Here is a 20,190-nt window from a genome sequence, read left to right on the forward strand (position 1 = left end):
CCTATCGTGATAGGTGTTTGCTGATTTTTCTATGGTTTAGCCACTGTAATCAGTGTGCTAGACTCTGGCCAGATTTGATTTTTGGAGATCAATAATGAAACCAATTCTACCTGACTACAGTCAATCAGGTGTTCTTATTGTCGGTGACGTAATGCTTGATCGTTACTGGTATGGCCCAACTGGCCGTATTTCACCAGAAGCACCGGTACCCGTTGTAAAAGTAGAAAATAACGAAGAGCGTCCAGGTGGTGCTGCCAATGTAGCAATGAATATTGCATCTCTTGGTGGTCACGCTCATGTCGTTGGTTTGACTGGTAAAGATGAACCTGCTGAGGTGTTAAAAAACACCTTGGGTGCATTAAAGGTTAAGTGTGATTTTGTTGAGTTGGACGATTACCCAACCATCACTAAATTGCGCGTGATGAGCCGTGGACAACAGTTGATTCGTCTTGATTTTGAAGACAAATTTGAGAACACGGATCCTGAACTTGTTTTGTCTCGCATGGAACAAGCGCTACCTAATGTACGTTCGGTGATCCTCTCTGATTATGCTAAAGGTGCACTTGAGCACGTCCAGAGCTTTATCCAAAAAGCACGTGCGGCGAATGTTCCGGTATTTATCGACCCGAAAGGGGCGGATTTAGAGCGTTACCGTGGTGCGACTTTACTTACGCCAAACATGGCTGAGTTCGAGTTGGTGGCTGGTAAGGTTAAGTCAGAAGAAGATCTTATCGAGAAAGGCATCGCCTTAATCGAAAAATATGACTTTGAAGCTTTGTTGGTAACGCGCAGCGAACATGGTATGACTCTACTTCGTAAAGATCAGGCACCATTCCACCTGCCGACTCAAGCGAAAGAAGTGTATGACGTTACTGGTGCTGGCGATACCGTTATCTCGGTACTGGCTGCGTCTGTTGCTGCTGGTAAGCCACTGGATGAAGCGTGTGCACTAGCGAACGCAGCGGCAGGTGTCGTTGTCGGTAAGTTGGGAACATCTACGCTGTCTACTATTGAGTTAGCGGAAGCTATTCATGGTAGCCAAGATACCGATTACGGTGTTATCTCTGAAGCAGCCTTAGTTGAAGCGGTAAAACGTGCTCGAGCGAAAGGCGAGAAAGTGGTTATGACCAATGGCTGCTTTGATATCTTGCATGCTGGTCATGTCTCTTACATGAACCATGCGGCTGAGTTAGGCGATCGTTTGATCGTTGCCGTTAATACGGATGACTCAGTGAAACGCTTGAAAGGCCCGGGTCGTCCTGTGAACCCAACCGATCGCCGTATGGCAGTATTGGCTGGTTTAGGCGCGGTTGATTGGGTTGTTCCGTTTTCTGAAGATACGCCTCAACGTTTGATCTCTGAGGTATTGCCAAGCATTTTGGTGAAAGGTGGTGATTACAAACCCGAAGAGATCGCTGGTGGCGAAGAAGTGATTGCGGCTGGTGGCGAAGTTAAAGTACTTAACTTTGAAGATGGTTGCTCTACGACTGAAATCATTAAAGCGATTAAAGGTGGCCGAGGCTAGCCCTTAGCCTTCTAGTCTCAAACTTTTTGACTCAAGCTTATAGTCAGATTGTAAATCTAGCTTTTGATAGTTAATAAAAATGCCGCTCAATGAGCGGCATTTTTGTAACTGCAATCTAGTCTAGTCACTTGATTAAAGACTCAGGTTAGAGTCTTTAATAAGGATTTAAGAATTACTTACTTGCTACTTTTAGACCTGCGTTTACATCAACAATGTCTTGTTCGCTCAGTGTACCAACCGCTTGACGAAGCTGAAGAACACTTAGGATATAGTTGTAACGAGCATCTGAAAGGTTTTTGTTTGCATCGTATAGACGACGAGTTGAATCTAGTACGTCAACGATAGTACGAGTACCCACATCAAAACCTGCTTCTGTTGCTTCTAGAGCAGACTGAGCAGAAACAACAGACTGTTCGTAAGCGCGTAGAGCACCGATCGAAGCTGTGATGTTGTTGTTGAATGCACGTACGTCTTTTACAACGCTACGATAAGTGGCTTCTAGATCTTCACTTGCTGCAACGTAGTTGTATTCAGCCTGTTTAGTCAAAGAAGTTGTGTTACCACCGGTGTATAGAGGTACAACTAAGTTCAAACCAATGTTTAGGTTGTCAGAGTCGTAATCATTTGCACTGGTAGAGCTGTCAGTCTGTTCTGCAAGACCGTAACTACCATCTAACGTTAAGCTTGGTAGGTGACCAGAGCTTGCTAGAGAGATGTTGTCTTTTGCTACGTCTTGAGAGATACGTGATGCTAGAAGGCTAAGGTTCTTTTGCTCAGCTTGTTCAACAAGTGCTGCTGCAGATTCAGAAGACTTACTTGCCGAGAAACGATCAGTATCTAGGATGCTTAGGTTAGAGTGTTCCTGACCTGTGATCTCACGTAGACCTTCGTAGCTATTAACTAAGTCGTTCTCTGCAAGAACTTCATCAGCCAAAACGCCATCGTACTGAGCTTGTGCATCATGTACATCGGTGATTGCTGAAAGACCTACTTCAAAGCGCTGCTTTGTTTGTTCTAGTTGACGAGCAACCGCGGCTTTTTCTGCACGAACAAACTCTAGGTTATCTTGAGCTCGAAGTACTTCGAAGTATGCTGTTGCAACTCGAAGGATCAAAGCTTGTTGCTCTGCCGCATACGCTGAATCAGATTGACGAGCAGTTTTCTCTGCTGTGTCTAGCGTGATCCAAGAAGAACGTTGGTAAAGCTCTTGACTGAAACCGATGCCAACACCCCATTGGTTGTTGTCATTGCTCATATCACTTCGATCGCCACGGTTAATATCGTAGTTAGCCGTTAGATTGATTTGCGGTAACAAAGAGCTACGGCTTGACGTTACTGCTTCAAAAGCGGCATCGCGCTGCGCTGCTGAACGAAGAAGTTGTGGATCGTTCTGTTTTGCTTGGTCGTAAACTTCAGCTAGCGTATCAGCAAAAGCTGACGAACTCAGGCTGCCAATTGCTGCACTGATAAATAGTGGAAGCAGTTTTTTCATTTTCCTATTCCTGCCTTTTATGGAATTTTCTTTAAAAGAGTTTAACCCAGTTTGGTGGTAATTTACTCGAAACTTTGCACTTTTTTACATTTAACTGTCCACTTGTGCAATATTTATTTTTTAAAACTTAACTTTAATTATAAATTTTATATAAAAAGTTGAACCTTATCCTTGGTAGTTAACTCGGACAATGAGTAAACTATAAAGATCACTTAGTGAGGTACCAAATGCAACAGTATGACAATCAACGACATGAGTTTACTCCGCAAGATGTGGAAATAGTCTCAAAAGAGACGCTGTTTCGTGGTTTTTTCAAAATGGTCAAATACACATTCAAGCATAGGTTGTTTGAGGGAGGCTGGAGCCAACCGGTAGAGCGTGAAATGTTTGAGCGTGGTCATGCCGCCGCTTTGTTACCTTACGATCCTGTCCGTGATGAAGTTGTGATCGTGGAGCAGATCCGTGTTGGCGCTTTAGAGCATCAGAACCCATGGCAATACGAAATTGTTGCTGGGATCATTGATACGGACGAATCCCCACAAAATGTTGCTCGTCGTGAGGCAATGGAAGAAGCGGGAGTCGAAGTCGGATCTGTATTACCGATTACTTCGTATTACCCTTCATCTGGAGGCTGTTCAGAAAGACTCGACGTCTTTGTTGGTTGCGTTGATGCCACGACAGCAAAAGGTGTACACGGATTGGATTACGAAGGTGAAGATATTCGCGTGCAAGTGATGAGTCGCGAGGCGGCTTATCAGTTAGTAAAAGAGGGTGTGTTTGAAAATGGGGCCACGATCATTGCGCTGCAGTGGCTACAATTGAACTACCAAGAATTACAGTCAGAGTGGATAGATTAACGTTATGCCAAATATAGCGGTCAAAAAACCGTATCATGTTGATCTTGCTGAATTGATGCGAGTTTACGAAACCAATTATGCCAAACTTAACGCTTTGTTACCGGTTGGGCATGAGGTCGGTGACGTTCGCTGTTACCAAGCCGTTAATATGGTGTATCAATTGACAGTGAATGAGGTCACAAAATACACCACATTAATAGATATATGTCAGAGTGACGCGATGCCAGTGTTTCCTTTGCCAAAAATGTCTGTCAGGCTATATCACGACGCTCGAGTTGCAGAAGTGTGCGCTAGCGGGGATTTTTCACGTGTCAAAGCGAAATATGACTATCCCAACACTAAGCTTCTGCAAAAGGATGAGAAATTTCAATTGAATAAATTTCTTGGGGAATGGTTAACGTTTTGTTTAAAAACTGGTATCAGCCGTACGCCAATTCCTTTTTAATTGAGCCTATTTTAAGAACACTTTTAAAGTCTAAACAGTAACGTATCTGGATTTGTTATTTTGGAATTATCACACACTTCAAAATTTGATGAGAGCAGTATTAAGCTTGTACAGCTAACGGACACGCATTTATTTGCACCGAGCAATGGCAGCTTATTAAGCATCAACACACAAGATAGCTTTCGTGCTGTAGTCGATGGCATTGTTAGCCACAACTTTGACTATCAAGCGATCTTAGCTACCGGCGATATTTCGCAGGACCACAGTGCTGAATCGTACCAAAAGTTTGAGTCGGGCATTCAGCCTTTGGCGAAACCATGCTATTGGTTGCCAGGGAATCACGATTTCAAGCCTAATATGGGCAGTGTATTACCATCGCCACAAATACAGTGTGTTGATCACGTTCTGCTAGGAGATAACTGGCAGATGGTCATGCTGGATTCTCAAGTGGTTGGTGTGCCGCATGGACGTTTGAGCGATCAACAACTTGATCTGCTGGAACAAAAACTCTCAGAGTTCCCCGAGAGAAATACCTTGGTTCTTTTGCATCACCACCCTTTACTGGTGGGTAGTGCATGGCTTGACCAACACAACTTGAAAGATGCTGAGCAGTTCTGGGATGTGGTTCAACAGCACACCAATGTGAAAGCGGTGCTTTGTGGTCACGTTCATCAAGACATGAATCGCAATCATCATGGTGTACAAGTCATGGCAACCCCATCGACTTGTGTTCAATTCAAACCAAACTCGAACGACTTTGCTGTTGATACATTATCTCCAGGCTGGCGAGAGATTGAATTGCACCAAGATGGTACGGTTACGACAGAAGTTCGCCGTTTACCTCATGGGCAATTCCTACCTGATTTTGCTGCAGGAGGATACTAATGTCTGATTCGAATGAGCAAGCCGGTAAGCCATCACTGCTACTTTATATTCACGGCTTTAACAGTTCGTCACGTTCTCACAAAGCGAATGTGATGGCGGATTACTGTGCTCAGCACCGTACGGATATTAAAGTGGTTACCCCTCAATTGCCGAGCTTCCCTCAACAAGCTGCTCTTCATTTGCAGCACTTGGTGGAGCAATATAAAGATCAATATCAGATCGCGTTAGTCGGTAGCTCCTTGGGTGGCTATCTTTCAACATGGCTGAATAGTCACTATGGTTTCAAAGCGGTGGTTGTAAACCCAGCCGTGAAGCCGTATGAGCTTCTTGCTGATTATTTAGGTGAGCAAGTAAACCCATATACAGATGAACGATATGTGTTGGAAACAAAACACATTGATGAACTGAAGGCATTAGAAGTTCCGGCTCTCGCTAAGCCAAGTGACTTCTGGTTACTTCAGCAAACGGAAGACGAAGTTCTGGATTACCGACAAGCGGTAGAGAAGTACCAAGGTGCAACACAAACAGTAGAAGAAGGCGGTGATCATAGCTTTGTTGATTTTGAGCGCTACCCACAACAAATTGTCACCTTTCTAAACCTTTAACCTGTTTCACCAACAGAGTGATTTTCTCTTGTTTGCCTGTTATTTCATCTATCAATGGTGAAATATCATAGTTTGATGTCTTAGTTTTTGAACTAGCTTGACATCATTACTCAGCTTCCAGACTATATTCCCCAATACTTCGCTCGTTCGCTCTACTATGAAGGTTCATAGTAATAATTTTGCTTTAGTGAAACTAGAGCCTGCGAACTGACGCAAACTTTTTGAGTAAACTCCGTATTATGACTGAACAATATAATGCAAAAGACCTCGAGGTACTTGAAGGTCTCGATCCTGTGCGACACCGCCCAGGTATGTATACAGAGACAGAAAGGCCGAACCACCTTGCCCAAGAAGTCATTGATAACTCGGTCGATGAAGCATTAGCGGGACACGCTAAGAAAATTAAAGTCGTGCTTCATGCTGACCAATCATTAGAAGTTACCGATGACGGCCGTGGTATGCCGGTTGATATCCACCCTGAAAAAGGGATCTCGGGTGTTGAGCTGATTTTAACTAAGCTCCACTCAGGCGGTAAATTCTCAAACAACAACTACAAGTTTTCAGGTGGTTTGCACGGGGTAGGTATCTCGGTAGTAAACGCACTGTCTAAACGTGTAGAAGTGACCGTTCGTCGTGAAGGGCAAGTGCACGAAATTGCCTTAGAAGGTGGACATGCAGTGACTGAACTCACTGTGACTGGCACTTGTGGTCACCGCAATAGCGGTACATCTGTTCACTTCTGGCCTGATCCTAAATACTTCGATAGCTCTAAGTTTTCGGTCTTACGTCTTATCAATAACCTGCGCGCGAAAGCAGTACTTTGCCCAGGTTTAGAAATCACTTTCATCGATAAAGTGGGCGGTGAAGAACATAAGTGGTACTACGAAGACGGCCTAAAAGACTACCTTGCTGAAGGTGTGAAAGGTTACACCTTACTGCCTGAAGAGCCTTACGTTGGCGAGTTTGTTGCTGAAACAGAAATGGCGAACTGGGCTATTATCTGGCAGCCAGAAGGCGGTGATATGATCACCGAGAGTTACGTGAACTTAGTACCAACTAAACAAGGTGGTACGCACGTAAACGGTCTTCGCCAAGGTCTGCTTGATGCGATGCGTGAGTTCTGTGAATTCCGTAACTTGTTGCCTCGTGGGGTTAAGCTAACGGGTGATGACATCTTTGACCGTTGTTCTTACGTTCTATCGGTGAAGATGCAAGATCCACAATTTGCGGGTCAAACCAAAGAGCGCTTATCTTCTCGTCAAACCGCTGCGTTTGTTTCTGGTGTGGTTAAAGATGCGTTTAGCTTGTGGTTGAATGAAAAGCCTCAGCTAGCAGAATTACTTGCAGAAGCGTGTATTGCTAACGCTCACCGTCGTATGCGAGCAAGCAAAAAGGTTGTACGTAAGAAAATCGCTTCGGGTCCAGCACTGCCGGGTAAATTAACCGACTGTTCAGTTCAAGACTTAAGCCGCACCGAAATCTTCTTCGTGGAAGGGGACTCGGCGGGCGGTTCTGCTAAACAAGCTCGTGATCGTGAGTTCCAAGCGGTAATGCCACTGCGCGGTAAAATTCTCAACACATGGGAAGTGTCTGCCGACCAAGTTCTGGCTTCACAAGAAGTACATGATATTTCGGTTGCTCTGGGTATTGACCCTGACAACGATGATTTATCAGGTTTACGTTACGGTAAGATCTGTATCCTTGCCGATGCGGACTCGGATGGTCTTCATATCGCGACATTGTTATGTGCACTATTTACTCGCCACTTCCATGCATTGGTTGAAGCGGGTCATATCTATGTGGCAATGCCTCCTCTGTATCGTATCGATTGCGGTAAAGAAGTGTTCTACGCACTCGATGATGCAGAGAAAGATGGTGTACTTGAGCGACTATCGCAGAAAAAAGCCAAGATCAACGTACAACGATTCAAAGGTCTGGGTGAAATGAACCCACTTCAGTTACGTGAGACCACGATGGATCCAAACACTCGTCGCCTTGTTCAGTTGACTATCGATGACAACGACGCAACCAACGAGATGATGGACATGCTGCTTGGTAAGAAACGTGCAGATGATCGCCGTTCATGGCTACAGACTAACGGTGATATGGCCGAGGTATAATGGATGTCTAACGAAATTACATATGATGGCGTTGAACAATTGCCGATGCGCAAGTTCACCGAAGATGCCTATTTAAATTACTCAATGTACGTGATCATGGATCGTGCATTGCCTTATATCGGTGATGGCTTGAAGCCCGTACAGCGTCGTATTATCTATGCGATGTCTGAGTTGGGGCTTTCTGCTGCATCGAAATATAAAAAATCAGCTCGTACGGTTGGTGACGTTCTAGGTAAGTACCACCCACACGGTGACTCTGCTTGTTACGAAGCCATGGTATTGATGGCGCAACCATTCTCTTACCGTTACCCATTGGTGGACGGTCAAGGTAACTGGGGTGCACCGGATGATCCTAAATCATTCGCGGCGATGCGTTATACCGAAGCTAAGTTATCTAAGTTCGCAGAAGTGTTACTGGGCGAATTAGGTCAGGGCACCGTTGATTGGCAACCAAACTTTGATGGCACGATGAAAGAGCCTCAGATGTTGCCAGCACGTCTTCCTCACATCTTGCTTAACGGCATCACAGGTATTGCGGTTGGTATGGCGACTGACATCCCGCCTCACAATGTCCGTGAAGTGGCGAACGCAGCGATTCATTTGATTGATACGCCGAAAGCTGAACTTCCAGATGTGATGGGTTTCATTCAAGGCCCTGATTACCCGACAGAGGCTGAGATTATTTCGCCGAAGTCGGACATCGAAAAGATCTACCGTACTGGCCGCGGGAGCATCAAAATGCGCGCGGTATGGCACAAGGAAGGCTCTGATATTGTTATCACCGCTCTTCCTCATCAAGTGTCTGGTGCGAAGTTACTTGAGCAAATCGCGAACCAAATGCGTGCTAAAAAGCTGCCAATGGTTGACGATCTGCGTGATGAATCTGATCACGAGAACCCAACGCGTATAGTTGTCGTTCCTCGTTCAAATCGTATCGACTGTGACCAATTGATGAGTCACCTATTCGCTTCGACGGATCTAGAGAAAAACTTCCGCGTTAACTTGAACATGATTGGTTTAGACAACCGTCCTCAAGTGAAAGGCTTAGTTCAGATTCTGAAAGAGTGGATTGAGTTCCGTCGCACAACGGTTCGCCGTCGTCTGCAATACCGTCTAGATAAAGTGTTGGCTCGTTTACACATCTTAGAAGGTTTACTAGCGGCTTACCTTAATATCGATGAAGTAATTGAAATCATTCGAACAGAAGACGAACCATGTCCTGTCCTAATGAACCGTTTCAACATTTCTGAAATTCAAGCCAATGCGATTCTTGATATTAAACTTCGTAACTTAGCTAAGTTAGAAGAGTTTAAGATTCGAGCTGAGCAAGAAGAGCTTGAAGCTGAACGTGAGAAGCTTGAAAAGCTACTAGGTTCAGAACGTCGCTTGAATACGCTGATCAAAAAAGAAGTCCAAGCCGATGCAGATAAATACGGCGATGATCGTCGTTCACCACTGATTGAGCGTGCTGAAGCGAAAGCGCTAACAGAACGTGACTTAGTACCAAGCGAACCAATTACGGTTGTGTTGTCTGAGAAAGGTTGGATTCGTCATGCTAAAGGGCATGAGGTTGACGCTGAAGGCTTGAACTACAAATCAGGTGATAAATTCTTAGCGAGCGCTAAGGGTAAGAGTAACCAACAAGCGGTGTTCCTCGGCAGTGATGGCCGAAGCTACTCCCTTGAGTCTCATTCATTACCGTCGGCTCGAAGCCAAGGTGAGCCAATTACAGGCCGCCTGAACGTCAGTCCGGGTACTTCGATTCGCCAAGTGGTGATGGGAGAGAATGAGCAGCTATGGTTAGTTGGTTCTGATGCTGGATACGGTTTTGTTTGTAAGGGTAGTGATCTACTGTCGAAGAACAAGAGCGGTAAAGCGTTGGTGAACTTACCACAATCTTCAGAAGTGATGCTGCCAAGCCCAATTGCTGACCTTGAAAGCAATCAGATTTTGGCGATTACTAACCAAGGTCGTATGTTGTTGTTCCCAATTAAAGACCTGCCGCAGCTTAGCAAAGGTAAGGGCAACAAGATCATCAACATCCCTTCTGCGAAAGCGAAAGAGCGTGAAGAGTTTGTGTCACACTTGATGGCTATCCCTGAGAATGCGACGCTGACTATCTATGCGGGTAAACGTAAACTTGGTTTGAAACCATCAGATCTTGAGAACTTCCGTGGTGAACGTGGTCGCCGTGGGGGTTTACTGCCAAGAGGTTTGCAACGCGTGACTCGCATCGATATCGAAGACCCAAGCGAATCATAGAGATGTTCGTTATCTTGATTAGATAAGATGATTAGATAAAAGAAAACCCAGCCTGAGAGCTGGGTTTTTTGTGTCTGTATTTTTATATGTGTACGTTGGCGGTTTGAATCGCGTCGGTAATGTTAAACCTACAAGCGTGTATCTTCGGCAATCGTCACTTTCAGAGTTTTGTTTTTACCTTGGCGTAAAATGCCCACATCGATCACCGTACCTGGGCGCAGGTCGGTAACAATGTCCATAACGCTTTGGCGGCCATTAACTTGGGTGTTGTTGATGCTGACAATAATATCTTGTGCTTCAAAGCCTGCATCGGCTGCTGGACCGTTCGGATCAATGCCTAATACTACAATACCACCGATGTTCTTATTGCCCAGTAAACGTGATGTCACTGAGTTAATATCTTGTCCATCAATGCCGATGTAACCACGAATTACACGACCATCAGCGATGATTTTTTGCATGATTTTATTGGCAAGTGGGTAGGGGATAGCAAACGAAATACCGTAGGTTTCCATATCGGTTGCTTGTTGGAAAGAAGCGGTATTAATGCCGACTAACTCGCCTTGTGAGTTAACAAGAGCGCCACCAGAATTACCTTCATTGATTGCCGCATCGGTTTGAATAAACGCTTGATGACCATCTGCACTGATTGAAGAGCGGCCGGTTGCCGAGATGATACCAAAGGTCGTCGTTTGACCTAGGTTGTATGGGTTGCCGATAGCCAGTACCACATCGCCCACATTGGCTGTGTAATCTTGGTTCAATGGAATCACTGGTAAGTTGTCACCACTGACTCGAAGTATCGCAATATCGGTGCGTTTATCTGAACCGACTAATTGTGCGGCGGCAACGCGACCGTCTTGTAAGGCAACTACAATTTGGTCAGCCTGAGCCACCACGTGGAAATTGGTAATGATGTAGCCTTTTTCGCTGACAATCACCCCTGAACCCAAACCTTGAGTCAGCAGCTTGTTGCGATCGCTTTCAGCGTATTTACGGCTATAAATGTTAACCACAGCGGGTGCCGCGCGGCGTACAGCTTGGTTAAATGAAATCTGAAGAGAGCCGATATTATCGACTTTAGGGCTAGTGACGTCAGCAACAATCGCTGGCCTTAAGCTCGGAAATACGAGAAGAATAAGCGCCGCTGAAACGAGTCCAAGGGAAATAGAACGAAATAGAAAGGACAGCATGTTTCCCTCTTCAACAAGTAAGGTGTGAAGCTTCCACCGATGGATGGACGACTTAATTACGAGTGAAGCATAGCATTTTGATTCGTCTAAAGAAAAGGGAAGCAGAGTAAGTTTCAATCAAACCTACTTCGCCTCCCTTTAAACATTGTGATGAATGGTTATCGAATCACAAGGTAGATGGTCCGGTCGCCTCGTTGGATGTTGAGCGCCAATACACCCGGCTGTTTCTCAAGTATCTCTCTAAATTCAGCAAGATTCTTAACGGTTTGGCGATTGACGCCAATAATGATGTCGTCTTTGAGAAGTTGATAAGCTTCTGCTGGTGAGCCTTGAGCCACACTTGACACCTTCACGCCTGTTGCTGAGTCGCTGTCTGTTGTGTTGGTGAGCTCTGCGCCAGCAAGTCCCTCATGGAGCTTTTCTGCTTGTGTCTTACTGTTGGTTGATTCGCCGAGGGTCACATCAAAGCTTTTGCTTTTTCCATCGCGGATAACACCGAGTTCAATCTGCTTGCCTGCGCCTAGTGTTGCCACTTTCGCTCTTAGTTCACTAAAGGTATCAATGCGCTTACCGTTGATAGAGACAATAATGTCACCCGCTTTTAAACCGGCTTTGTCTGCTGCGCTATCAGGGACAATTTGGCTAACAAACGCCCCTTTGCTTGATTCATAGCCGAGTGCTTCAGCGAGTTCAGAAGTGACTTCTCCACCTTGAACACCTAGCATGCCGCGTTTCACTTCACCGAAATCGAGGATCTGTTCCGTCAGGTTCTTCATCATATTGGATGGAATTGCAAAGCCGATGCCGACATTGCCTCCGTTAGGGCCTAGGATAGCCGTGTTGATACCAATCAGTTCACCGTTAAGATTCACTAATGCGCCTCCAGAGTTACCACTGTTAATCGCGGCATCGGTTTGAATGAAGTTCTCGAAGTTCTCTAGATTGAGACCGCTACGGCCTAACGCTGAAACGATACCGGATGTCACGGTTTGGCCAAGTCCAAATGGATTGCCGATAGCGACACTGAAATCGCCGACTCTGAGTTTGTCTGAATCTGCGACTTTTATCTGGGTAAGATTTTTGGCTTTCTCTAATTTGAGCAATGCGATATCAGACATCTGGTCGCCACCGATCAGCTCTGCATCATATTCTCGACCATCATGCAGTTTCACTTTGATATCGTCAGCGCCATTAATCACGTGATAGTTGGTGACAATATGGCCTTTTTTAGCATCAATGATGACACCAGAGCCTAATCCGCGGAATGGGCGCTCTCGTGTTTGCTCTGGGCCGAAAAAGAATTGGAATTGTTCAGGGATTTGCTGACGTTGTACCTGTTTGCCTTCAACGGCAATACTAACCACAGCGGGGGTCACTTGTTCAAGCATCGGAGCCAGGCTCGGTAATTGTTCATTACCCACACTTAATGGCAGTGCGGCGGTTGCTTGAATTGGGGTGATGATTGAACTTAAGCTTAAAGTCAGTACTGATAAAGCAAGCAAAGGTTTTTTCATCATAAACTCCTCTCTAGTTAAGGTCTTAACCCTCTTATACGTTTAATAAGTATGAGAAGTTTCAAATGACCTGAGTGAAAGTTATGACTCAAAAACCTTTGTAAAGTTCAAGAAGTGTTAAATGTTTACGATGCTTTTGCTGTGACTACATCAGGAGCATCAATGATTTCTTTCTTCTGTTCTTTAAATAAACCGGTTGCACCATTAGCGTAATCTTTTGGTTGTTCCTCAAGAGCAGCCTCTTTAGTTGAAGTCTTGTCTTGCGTCTTATCCGAATGGGCAGCGGCTGTTTTGACAAACGGGTTGTCTTGCTCTGGCAGATTAGGAATCAGCTCTGAGCTTGTTTTTTCCATGTGTTGATACAGTTTTGTGTAGTCCTTACCTAAGGTATCTAACATTTCTGCTGATTTAGCAAAGTGGTCAGCAAGTTCTTGTCGTTGCTGCTCAAGGGCAAACTTTGCACTATCTAATTCTTTTTGTACGTTCTTTTGTTTTTTGTATTCAGGCGTCATGAGACGAGAAATAGCGACCCCTAAGATAACTCCGACTAGTAAACCGGCAACGGCATACATCCAAGGCATAACAGCTCCTTATTATTGTTTTTTAACATGTTTGTTACTGCTTAGTTACACGTGATACGGCTCCATGGTACTATGAGAAAGCCGCAGTATAAAGAGAAATGCGTGTGCGCTGGATAGCAGTTTAGTGTTGCTTTATTCATCGCATCAAACCATCTCTCGTGCTGTTTGGGTACCTTTTTCTTCGCTGTCTGATATCGCTTTCATTGTGGAAATGTCGTCATGAATCCCGTTAAAAAATACGAACAAGATATAAAAGAACATGGATTTCAAAGAGATCCAGCACAAGAGCAAGCAGTTAAATCTTTAGATGAACTCTTTCATCAATTCCAAGATTACATGAATACCCCAGTTCCTCAACTTACGCGATTCCAGAAATTGCTAGGTAAAAAGCCCGAGTTGCCAACGCCTCCCAAAGGCCTCTATTTTTGGGGTGGTGTAGGGCGTGGCAAAACTTATCTAATGGATACGTTTTACGAAGCCTTACCGACCACTAAAAAAATGCGAGTTCACTTTCACCGCTTTATGTATCGAGTTCATGATGAGCTGAAAGCGCTCGGTAATGTGAGTGATCCATTACCACTGGTGGCTGACAAACTAAAGCAAGAAGCCGATATTATCTGTTTCGATGAGTTCTTTGTTTCAGACATTACAGACGCCATGATCTTAGGGACTTTGTTCCAAGAGCTCTTTGCGCGTAACGTTATCTTGGTGGCTACTTCTAATATCCCACCTGCAGATCTTTATCGTAATGGCTTACAGCGTGCACGCTTTTTACCTGCGATTAAGCTGATTCAAGAAAACTGTCACATCCTTAATGTAGACAGCGGTATTGATTACCGACTGAGAACTTTAGAGCAAGCTGAGATCTATCATTACCCATTAGATAACCAAGCCAATATTAATCTAGAGAAATATTACGCACAGTTGGTCGGTGAAGATAAAGAGAAGCTCAAGCAGATCGAAGTCAACCATCGCCAATTGGATGTCATTGAAGCGAGTGATGGGGTGTTGCATGGTACTTTTGCACAACTTTGTCAGTCAGCTCGTAGTCAGAATGATTACATCGAACTGTCTAAGGTTTATCACACGGTTTTATTAGCGGATGTTTTACAGATGGGGGCGACGTCAGACGATGCGGCGAGGCGCTTTATTGCGTTAGTCGATGAGTTTTATGAGCGCCACGTGAAATTAATCATTTCAGCGGAAGTTGAGTTAGAAAAATTGTACACAAATGGTCAGCTAGAGTTTGAGTTTAAACGTTGTCAGTCGCGTTTAATCGAAATGCAGAGCCATGAATACTTGGCGAAAGAACACTTAATTTAGCTCCTATTATCTCGAATACGAAAGAGAATTAAAAAAATCGTGATTTTGTTCAAAAAGAGGTGATTTTTTCTTCGCTCTTCTCTATAATCCTGCGACCTACCGTTACTGCGGGCCTCTAGCGATGAGTAAAATCACGTTATGCCAAGAGTTTTCCAACACTCGAAGGGGTGATGAATGGTAACTCTTAGACAGTGGGAATACGCGAGTATTCCTTAAGTGTAAATTTTTTAAATAGGTAATTATTAGCATGAAAACTTTCGTTGCTAAACCAGAAACTGTAAAACGCGACTGGTATGTTGTAGACGCTGAAGGCAAAACTCTTGGCCGTCTAGCAAGTGAAATCGCTTCTCGCCTACGCGGCAAGCACAAAGCAGAATACACTCCTCACGTAGACACTGGTGATTACATCATCGTTGTTAACGCTGAGAAAGTTGCTGTGACTGGTAACAAAGCTAAGGGTAAGGTTTACTACCGTCACTCTGAGTTCCCAGGTGGTCTTAAGACTATCACTTTTGAAAAGCTAATTGCTAAGAAACCAGAAATGGTTCTTGAACTAGCAGTTAAAGGTATGCTTCCACGTGGTCCTCTAGGCCGCGCGATGTACCGTAAGCTTAAAGTATACGCTGGTACTGAGCACAACCATGTTGCTCAACAACCACAAGTACTAGACATCTAATTGGGGATTAAGACAATGGCAGAGAATCAATACTACGGCACTGGTCGTCGCAAAAGCTCAGCAGCTCGTGTTTTCATCAAACCAGGCTCTGGTGAGATCGTAATCAACAAGCGTAGCCTTGATGTTTACTTCGGTCGTCCAACTTCTCGTATGGTTGTTAAGCAACCTCTTGAGCTAGTTGAACTAACTGAGAAACTTGACCTTTACATCACTGTTTCTGGTGGTGGTATTTCAGGTCAAGCTGGCGCAATCCGCCACGGTATCACTCGTGCTCTTATGGAATACGATGAAACTCTACGTCCTGCTCTACGTGCAGCTGGCTATGTTACGCGTGACGCTCGTTGCGTTGAACGTAAGAAAGTTGGTCTACGTAAAGCACGTCGTAAACCTCAATTCTCTAAGCGTTAATTTTTCCTTACCGAAAAATACACGCGACCAGTTTTATTACTGGAATTGTGGTTCAAAGCTCGGCTATATGCCGGGCTTTTTGTCTTTCTGGCCCCCGCTAAACGCTTTTCCCTCCTCGTTTTATTCCCAAATTCTTATATTTTGAAAGCTTTTGTAACCCAATGTGCGCTTTGCCTCATGATTGTTACAAAAAGGTAGCTTTATCTTGTCAAAAAGTAGGGTTTTATTTATCATTTGCCGTCAATAAATAGAACTAAATACATATTTTGTTAGCCATGCTCTTTATTCGGAATTATTTCAATCCATAAGGAGCAAATGGGAGAATGTTTGGATGAGCAACGCGCCTTTAAATAACGGTCGCAGGCGTTTCTTAACCGCAACAACAGCCGTTGTTGGTGGTTTAGGAGCAGCTGCTGTAGCCGTGCCTTTTATTAAATCATGGAATCCGAGTGCTAAGGCGAAAGCTGCAGGCGCGCCGGTGGAAGTGGAAGTCAGTAAGTTAGAACCGGGACAAATGGTTCGTGTCGAGTGGCAAGGTAAGCCTGTATGGGTTGTACGCCGAGCTGAATCGGTACTAGAGAACCTAAAAGCGATCGGTGGTCAACTTCGTGACCCTCAATCTGAGACTGAACAACAACCAGACTACGCACAGAACGAGTTCCGTTCGATTAAGCCGGAATTCTTCGTTGCTGTTGGTTTCTGCACACACTTAGGTTGTTCTCCAACTTACCTGCCAGATTCTTTCGCAGAACAGGTTCAGGGTGTTAAGTCTGGTTTCTTCTGTCCTTGTCATGGTTCAAAGTTTGATATGGCTGGTCGAGTATTCCAAGGCGTACCGGCTCCATTGAACCTTGTTGTACCAAAGCATATGTATTTGAGTGACACTAAGATCATGATCGGTGTGGACGAGGGAGACGCATAATGCAAGGATTGCTTGATTGGGTAGAAAAACGTCTACCCGCGATGAATGCTTACAAAAAGCACTTATCTGAATACCCAATGCCTAAGAACTTTAACTTTTGGTACCTTTTCGGTTCTTTGGCAATGTTGGTCCTGGTTAACCAAATCCTTACGGGTATCTGGTTAACAATGAACTACGTGCCGTCTGGTGAAGGTGCGTTTGCTTCTGTTGAATACATCATGCGTGATGTGGAATATGGTTGGTTACTGCGTTATATGCACTCGACTGGCGCTTCTGCGTTCTTCGTTGTTATCTACCTGCATATGTTCCGTGGTCTAATCTACGGTTCTTACCAAAAGCCTCGTGAGCTACTTTGGATCTTCGGTATGTTGATCTTCTTAGTACTTATGGCTGAAGCTTTCATGGGTTACTTACTACCATGGGGCCAAATGTCTTACTGGGGTGCTCAGGTAATCATATCTCTGTTTGGTGCGATCCCTGTAATTGGCGATGACCTAACGCTTTGGATCCGTGGTGACTACATCATCTCTGGTGCAACGCTGAACCGTTTCTTCGCACTGCACGTTATCGCGCTACCAATCGTACTGTTGCTGCTTATCGTACTTCACGTACTAGCGCTGCACGAAGTTGGTTCGAATAACCCTGACGGTATCGAGACTAAGCTTCCTAAAGGCACTATGGGCGACGACTACAAGACTCAGTTCCCATTCCACAAGGATTACACTAAGAAATACGACATCATCGACTCTATTCCTTTCCACCCATACGGGACGGTGAAAGATATGGTAGGTGTTGCTGGTTTCCTATTCTTGTTCTGTTACGTGCTGTTCTTTAACCCAGAGATGGGTGGGTACTTCCTTGAGCCGCCTAACTTTGAAGCTGCAAACCCACTGAAAACACCTGAGCACATCGCTCCAGTTTGGTACTTCACGCCGTTCTACGCGGTACTACGTGCTGTTCCAGATAAGCTACTGGGTGTGGTTGCAATGGGTGCTTCTATTGTTGTGCTATTCCTACTGCCATGGTTCGACCGTTGTAAAGTGCGTTCTTACCGTTACCGTAGCAAACTGCATTTGATTAACATCATCCAATTCACAATAAGCTTTATTGCGCTTGGTGTCCTTGGTGCGCTTCCAGCAACGCCAACATACACATTACTGGCTCAAATCTTTAGCTTAGGTTATTTCATGTTCTTCGTTCTGCTGTGGTTCTACAGTAAAAATGAAGCGACGAAACCATTACCAGAAAGGGTGACATTCAAATGAAAAAGTGGATTGTAATTTTATTTGCTATGTTGCCGTCTCTAGCGATGGCAGCGGGAGCAGGCGTACCATTAGACAAAGCAAACAATGATTTAACAGACAAAGCTTCATTGCAAAATGGCGCTAAGATGTTCATGAACTACTGTTTCGCTTGTCACTCAACGCAGTACCAACGCTATGAACGTGTTGCGAATGATTTAGAGATTCCTTTAGACCTAATGAAGGAAAACCTAATCTTCGATCCTGAAGTGAAAATTGGTAGCTTGATGGTTAACGCTATGCCTTCTGACCAAGCAGCTAGCTGGTTTGGTGCTCCACCACCAGATCTAACATTGGTTGCTCGTGTTCGTGGCGCAGATTGGCTATACACGTACCTTCGTACTTTCTATGAAGATCCGTCTCGTCCATTTGGTGTGAACAACATTGTTTTCCCAAGTGTTGGTATGCCGCATGTTCTGGAAGAGCTGCAAGGTATCCCAACGCCAATCTACGATACTCACATGGTAGATGGTGAGGAAGTTAAGGTTGTTGTTGGTACTGAAACTGACGGTTCTGGTGAATTGAGCACTGGTGAGTATGACAACGCGGTTCGCGATCTTGTTAACTTCCTAGTTTACTCGGGTGACCCAGTACAGCTTGAACGCCACGCTATGGGTTGGTGGGTAATGGCCTTCTTAGTAATCTTCACTATCATTGTGATTTTACTGAAGAAAGAGTATTGGCGTGATGTGCACTAATTGTGCTATAATACCGTGCTAATTCCCAAATTATGTTAATGTTCAATGGAGGCTTTAGGCCTCCATTGTTTTTATTTAAAGTGTACTGGAGGGCTCCATGGCTGTAGCTGCCAATAAACGTTCTGTAATGACTCTTTTCTCAAGTGCTTCTGATATGTATAGCCATCAGGTGCGCATTGTTCTTGCTGAAAAAGGCGTAAGTGTTGAAGTTGAGTTAGTAGATGAAAAAAATCTACCAGCAGAGCTTGTTGAACTGAACCCGTACAAATCAGTACCTACCCTTGTTGATCGTGAGCTTGCTCTATATGACTCAAAGATCATCATGGAATATCTAGATGAGCGTTTCCCTCATCCACCATTGATGCCTGTTTACCCGGTTGCACGTGGTAATAGCCGTCTAATGATGTACCGCATTGAGCGCAACTGGTATTCAGTTGCAGAGAAGATCGTTAAAGGCAACGCTGAAGAATCAGAAGCTGCTCGCGTTAAACTGCGCAATGATCTACTGACTCTTGCTCCTATCTTCGCTGAGTATGAATACTTCATGAGCGAAGAGTTTAGCCTAATTGATTGCTACCTTGCTCCGCTACTATGGCGTTTACCTGAGCTTGGTATCGAACTGATTGGTCCTGGTTCTAAAGAGCTTAAGATTTACATGAACCGCGTATTTGAACGTGATTCATTCCTAGCTTCTCTAACAGAAGCTGAACGTGAGATGCGACTCGTTCGCTAAGCGTATGGATATTTCTAATATGACACCACGCCGACCATACATGCTTCGTGCATTCTATGATTGGTTGGTTGATAACGAACTAACGCCACATCTTGTTGTTGAAGCAACACTACCGGGTGTGCGAGTTCCAGAAGAGTTTGTTCAAGATGGTCAGATCATTCTGAACATCGCGCCTCGTGCGGTTGGGCAACTTGAACTTAGTAACGAAGCTGTTACGTTCAGTGCTCGCTTTAGCGGACGTCCACACTCAGTGATCGTTCCTCTATATGCAGTACAAGCGATTTATGCTCGTGAGAATGGTGCTGGTACCATGTTTGAACCTGAAGAGGCATACATGGACGCGTTTGAAGAAGTGATTGAAGAAAGTCCTTTTGAAGAACCAGAAAAAGGCCCGTCTTTGAGCGTAGCAACGGCAGACGTTGATGCGGAAGAGCCTGATTCAGATCCTGAGCCACCTCGCCCTGCAAAAGGTCGACCAAGCCTTCGTGTTATCAAATAGCGTTATTTTTAAATAACTCCAAATAAAAAAAGCAGCGATTTATCGCTGCTTTTTCTTTTTGTGCTTTCTGGTTTTTATTCGCCTGATTCATTTCGTTAGGCTTTGTTAACTCAGTAGCTCAGTCAGTTAAGCCAGCTAAGTCATTTAAGTC

Annotated in this window: 19 protein-coding genes; 15 read left to right on the plus strand and 4 right to left on the minus strand. The window is 44.7% G+C overall.

Features of this window, described 5'->3' with window-relative positions; genetic code table 11:
• Nucleotides 1–94: 94 nt before the first annotated feature.
• Nucleotides 95–1,525: a bifunctional D-glycero-beta-D-manno-heptose-7-phosphate kinase/D-glycero-beta-D-manno-heptose 1-phosphate adenylyltransferase HldE gene (hldE, locus tag AC3CKG_RS01990; protein WP_076670657.1), complete on the plus strand. Its 1,431-nt coding sequence runs from the start codon at nt 95–97 to the stop codon at nt 1,523–1,525.
• 172 nt (nt 1,526–1,697) lie between these two features.
• Here the strand turns inward: hldE and tolC are convergent, their stop codons facing one another.
• Nucleotides 1,698–3,017 (minus strand): outer membrane channel protein TolC, encoded by a 1,320-nt coding sequence (gene tolC, locus AC3CKG_RS01995; protein WP_102384607.1) that lies wholly within the window; start codon nt 3,015–3,017, stop codon nt 1,698–1,700.
• Nucleotides 3,018–3,244: 227 nt separating this feature from the next.
• Here tolC and nudF point away from each other — a divergent pair, with 227 nt between their 5' ends.
• The 6 genes from nudF (at nt 3,245) to parC (ending at nt 10,191) form a co-directional block, all read left to right on the plus strand.
• Nucleotides 3,245–3,874, plus strand: coding sequence for an ADP-ribose diphosphatase (gene nudF / locus AC3CKG_RS02000; protein WP_488528742.1), 630 nt, complete (start codon nt 3,245–3,247; stop codon nt 3,872–3,874).
• Between the two features lie 4 nt (nt 3,875–3,878).
• Nucleotides 3,879–4,319 (plus strand): DUF1249 family protein, encoded by a 441-nt coding sequence (locus tag AC3CKG_RS02005; protein ID WP_017106837.1) that lies wholly within the window; start codon nt 3,879–3,881, stop codon nt 4,317–4,319.
• A gap of 60 nt (nt 4,320–4,379) precedes the next feature.
• Nucleotides 4,380–5,204, plus strand: coding sequence for a 3',5'-cyclic-AMP phosphodiesterase (gene cpdA / locus AC3CKG_RS02010; RefSeq protein ID WP_017106836.1), 825 nt, complete (start codon nt 4,380–4,382; stop codon nt 5,202–5,204).
• Complete coding sequence (yqiA, locus tag AC3CKG_RS02015) at nt 5,204–5,809, plus strand: esterase YqiA (RefSeq protein WP_488528743.1); 606 nt, start codon at nt 5,204–5,206, stop codon at nt 5,807–5,809. Before cpdA ends, yqiA begins: the two co-directional genes overlap by 1 nt.
• Nucleotides 5,810–6,048: 239 nt before the next feature.
• Nucleotides 6,049–7,929, plus strand: a complete 1,881-nt coding sequence (gene parE, locus AC3CKG_RS02020; RefSeq protein ID WP_017106834.1) for a DNA topoisomerase IV subunit B — start codon at nt 6,049–6,051, stop codon at nt 7,927–7,929.
• 3 nt (nt 7,930–7,932) lie between these two features.
• Nucleotides 7,933–10,191: a DNA topoisomerase IV subunit A gene (gene parC / locus AC3CKG_RS02025; protein WP_488528744.1), complete on the plus strand. Its 2,259-nt coding sequence runs from the start codon at nt 7,933–7,935 to the stop codon at nt 10,189–10,191.
• Nucleotides 10,192–10,319: 128 nt separating this feature from the next.
• On the opposite strand, the gene degS is transcribed toward parC, so the two are convergent.
• The 3 genes from degS to zapG form a co-directional block, all read right to left on the minus strand.
• Complete coding sequence (gene degS, locus AC3CKG_RS02030; RefSeq protein ID WP_488528745.1) at nt 10,320–11,384, minus strand: outer membrane-stress sensor serine endopeptidase DegS; 1,065 nt, start codon at nt 11,382–11,384, stop codon at nt 10,320–10,322.
• A gap of 158 nt (nt 11,385–11,542) precedes the next feature.
• Nucleotides 11,543–12,898, minus strand: a complete 1,356-nt coding sequence (locus tag AC3CKG_RS02035) for a Do family serine endopeptidase (protein WP_488529217.1) — start codon at nt 12,896–12,898, stop codon at nt 11,543–11,545.
• Nucleotides 12,899–13,023: 125 nt separating this feature from the next.
• Nucleotides 13,024–13,479, minus strand: coding sequence for a Z-ring associated protein ZapG (zapG, locus tag AC3CKG_RS02040; RefSeq protein ID WP_102352312.1), 456 nt, complete (start codon nt 13,477–13,479; stop codon nt 13,024–13,026).
• Nucleotides 13,480–13,698: 219 nt separating this feature from the next.
• On the opposite strand from zapG, the gene zapE reads away from it, so the two are divergent.
• The 8 genes from zapE (at nt 13,699) to sspB (ending at nt 20,039) form a co-directional block, all read left to right on the plus strand.
• Nucleotides 13,699–14,802: a cell division protein ZapE gene (gene zapE / locus AC3CKG_RS02045; RefSeq protein ID WP_017109289.1), complete on the plus strand. Its 1,104-nt coding sequence runs from the start codon at nt 13,699–13,701 to the stop codon at nt 14,800–14,802.
• A gap of 247 nt (nt 14,803–15,049) precedes the next feature.
• Nucleotides 15,050–15,478, plus strand: coding sequence for a 50S ribosomal protein L13 (gene rplM, locus AC3CKG_RS02050; RefSeq protein ID WP_010434689.1), 429 nt, complete (start codon nt 15,050–15,052; stop codon nt 15,476–15,478).
• Nucleotides 15,479–15,493: 15 nt separating this feature from the next.
• Nucleotides 15,494–15,886 (plus strand): 30S ribosomal protein S9, encoded by a 393-nt coding sequence (rpsI, locus tag AC3CKG_RS02055; RefSeq protein WP_004740758.1) that lies wholly within the window; start codon nt 15,494–15,496, stop codon nt 15,884–15,886.
• Between the two features lie 331 nt (nt 15,887–16,217).
• Entirely contained in the window at nt 16,218–16,808 is a 591-nt protein-coding gene (petA, locus tag AC3CKG_RS02060) for a ubiquinol-cytochrome c reductase iron-sulfur subunit (protein WP_065105600.1), read from the plus strand.
• Nucleotides 16,808–18,073 (plus strand): cytochrome b, encoded by a 1,266-nt coding sequence (locus AC3CKG_RS02065; protein WP_009848941.1) that lies wholly within the window; start codon nt 16,808–16,810, stop codon nt 18,071–18,073. Before petA ends, AC3CKG_RS02065 begins: the two co-directional genes overlap by 1 nt.
• Nucleotides 18,070–18,807, plus strand: a complete 738-nt coding sequence (locus AC3CKG_RS02070) for a cytochrome c1 (RefSeq protein WP_017106828.1) — start codon at nt 18,070–18,072, stop codon at nt 18,805–18,807. The genes AC3CKG_RS02065 and AC3CKG_RS02070 overlap by 4 nt, the downstream gene beginning before the upstream one ends.
• A 97-nt stretch (nt 18,808–18,904) precedes the next feature.
• Nucleotides 18,905–19,540, plus strand: coding sequence for a stringent starvation protein SspA (gene sspA, locus AC3CKG_RS02075; protein WP_009848943.1), 636 nt, complete (start codon nt 18,905–18,907; stop codon nt 19,538–19,540).
• Nucleotides 19,541–19,559: 19 nt separating this feature from the next.
• Complete coding sequence (gene sspB / locus AC3CKG_RS02080; RefSeq protein ID WP_488528746.1) at nt 19,560–20,039, plus strand: ClpXP protease specificity-enhancing factor; 480 nt, start codon at nt 19,560–19,562, stop codon at nt 20,037–20,039.
• Nucleotides 20,040–20,190 lie beyond the last annotated feature (151 nt).

This window comes from Vibrio sp. QJM3NY_15 (assembly GCF_057785995.1).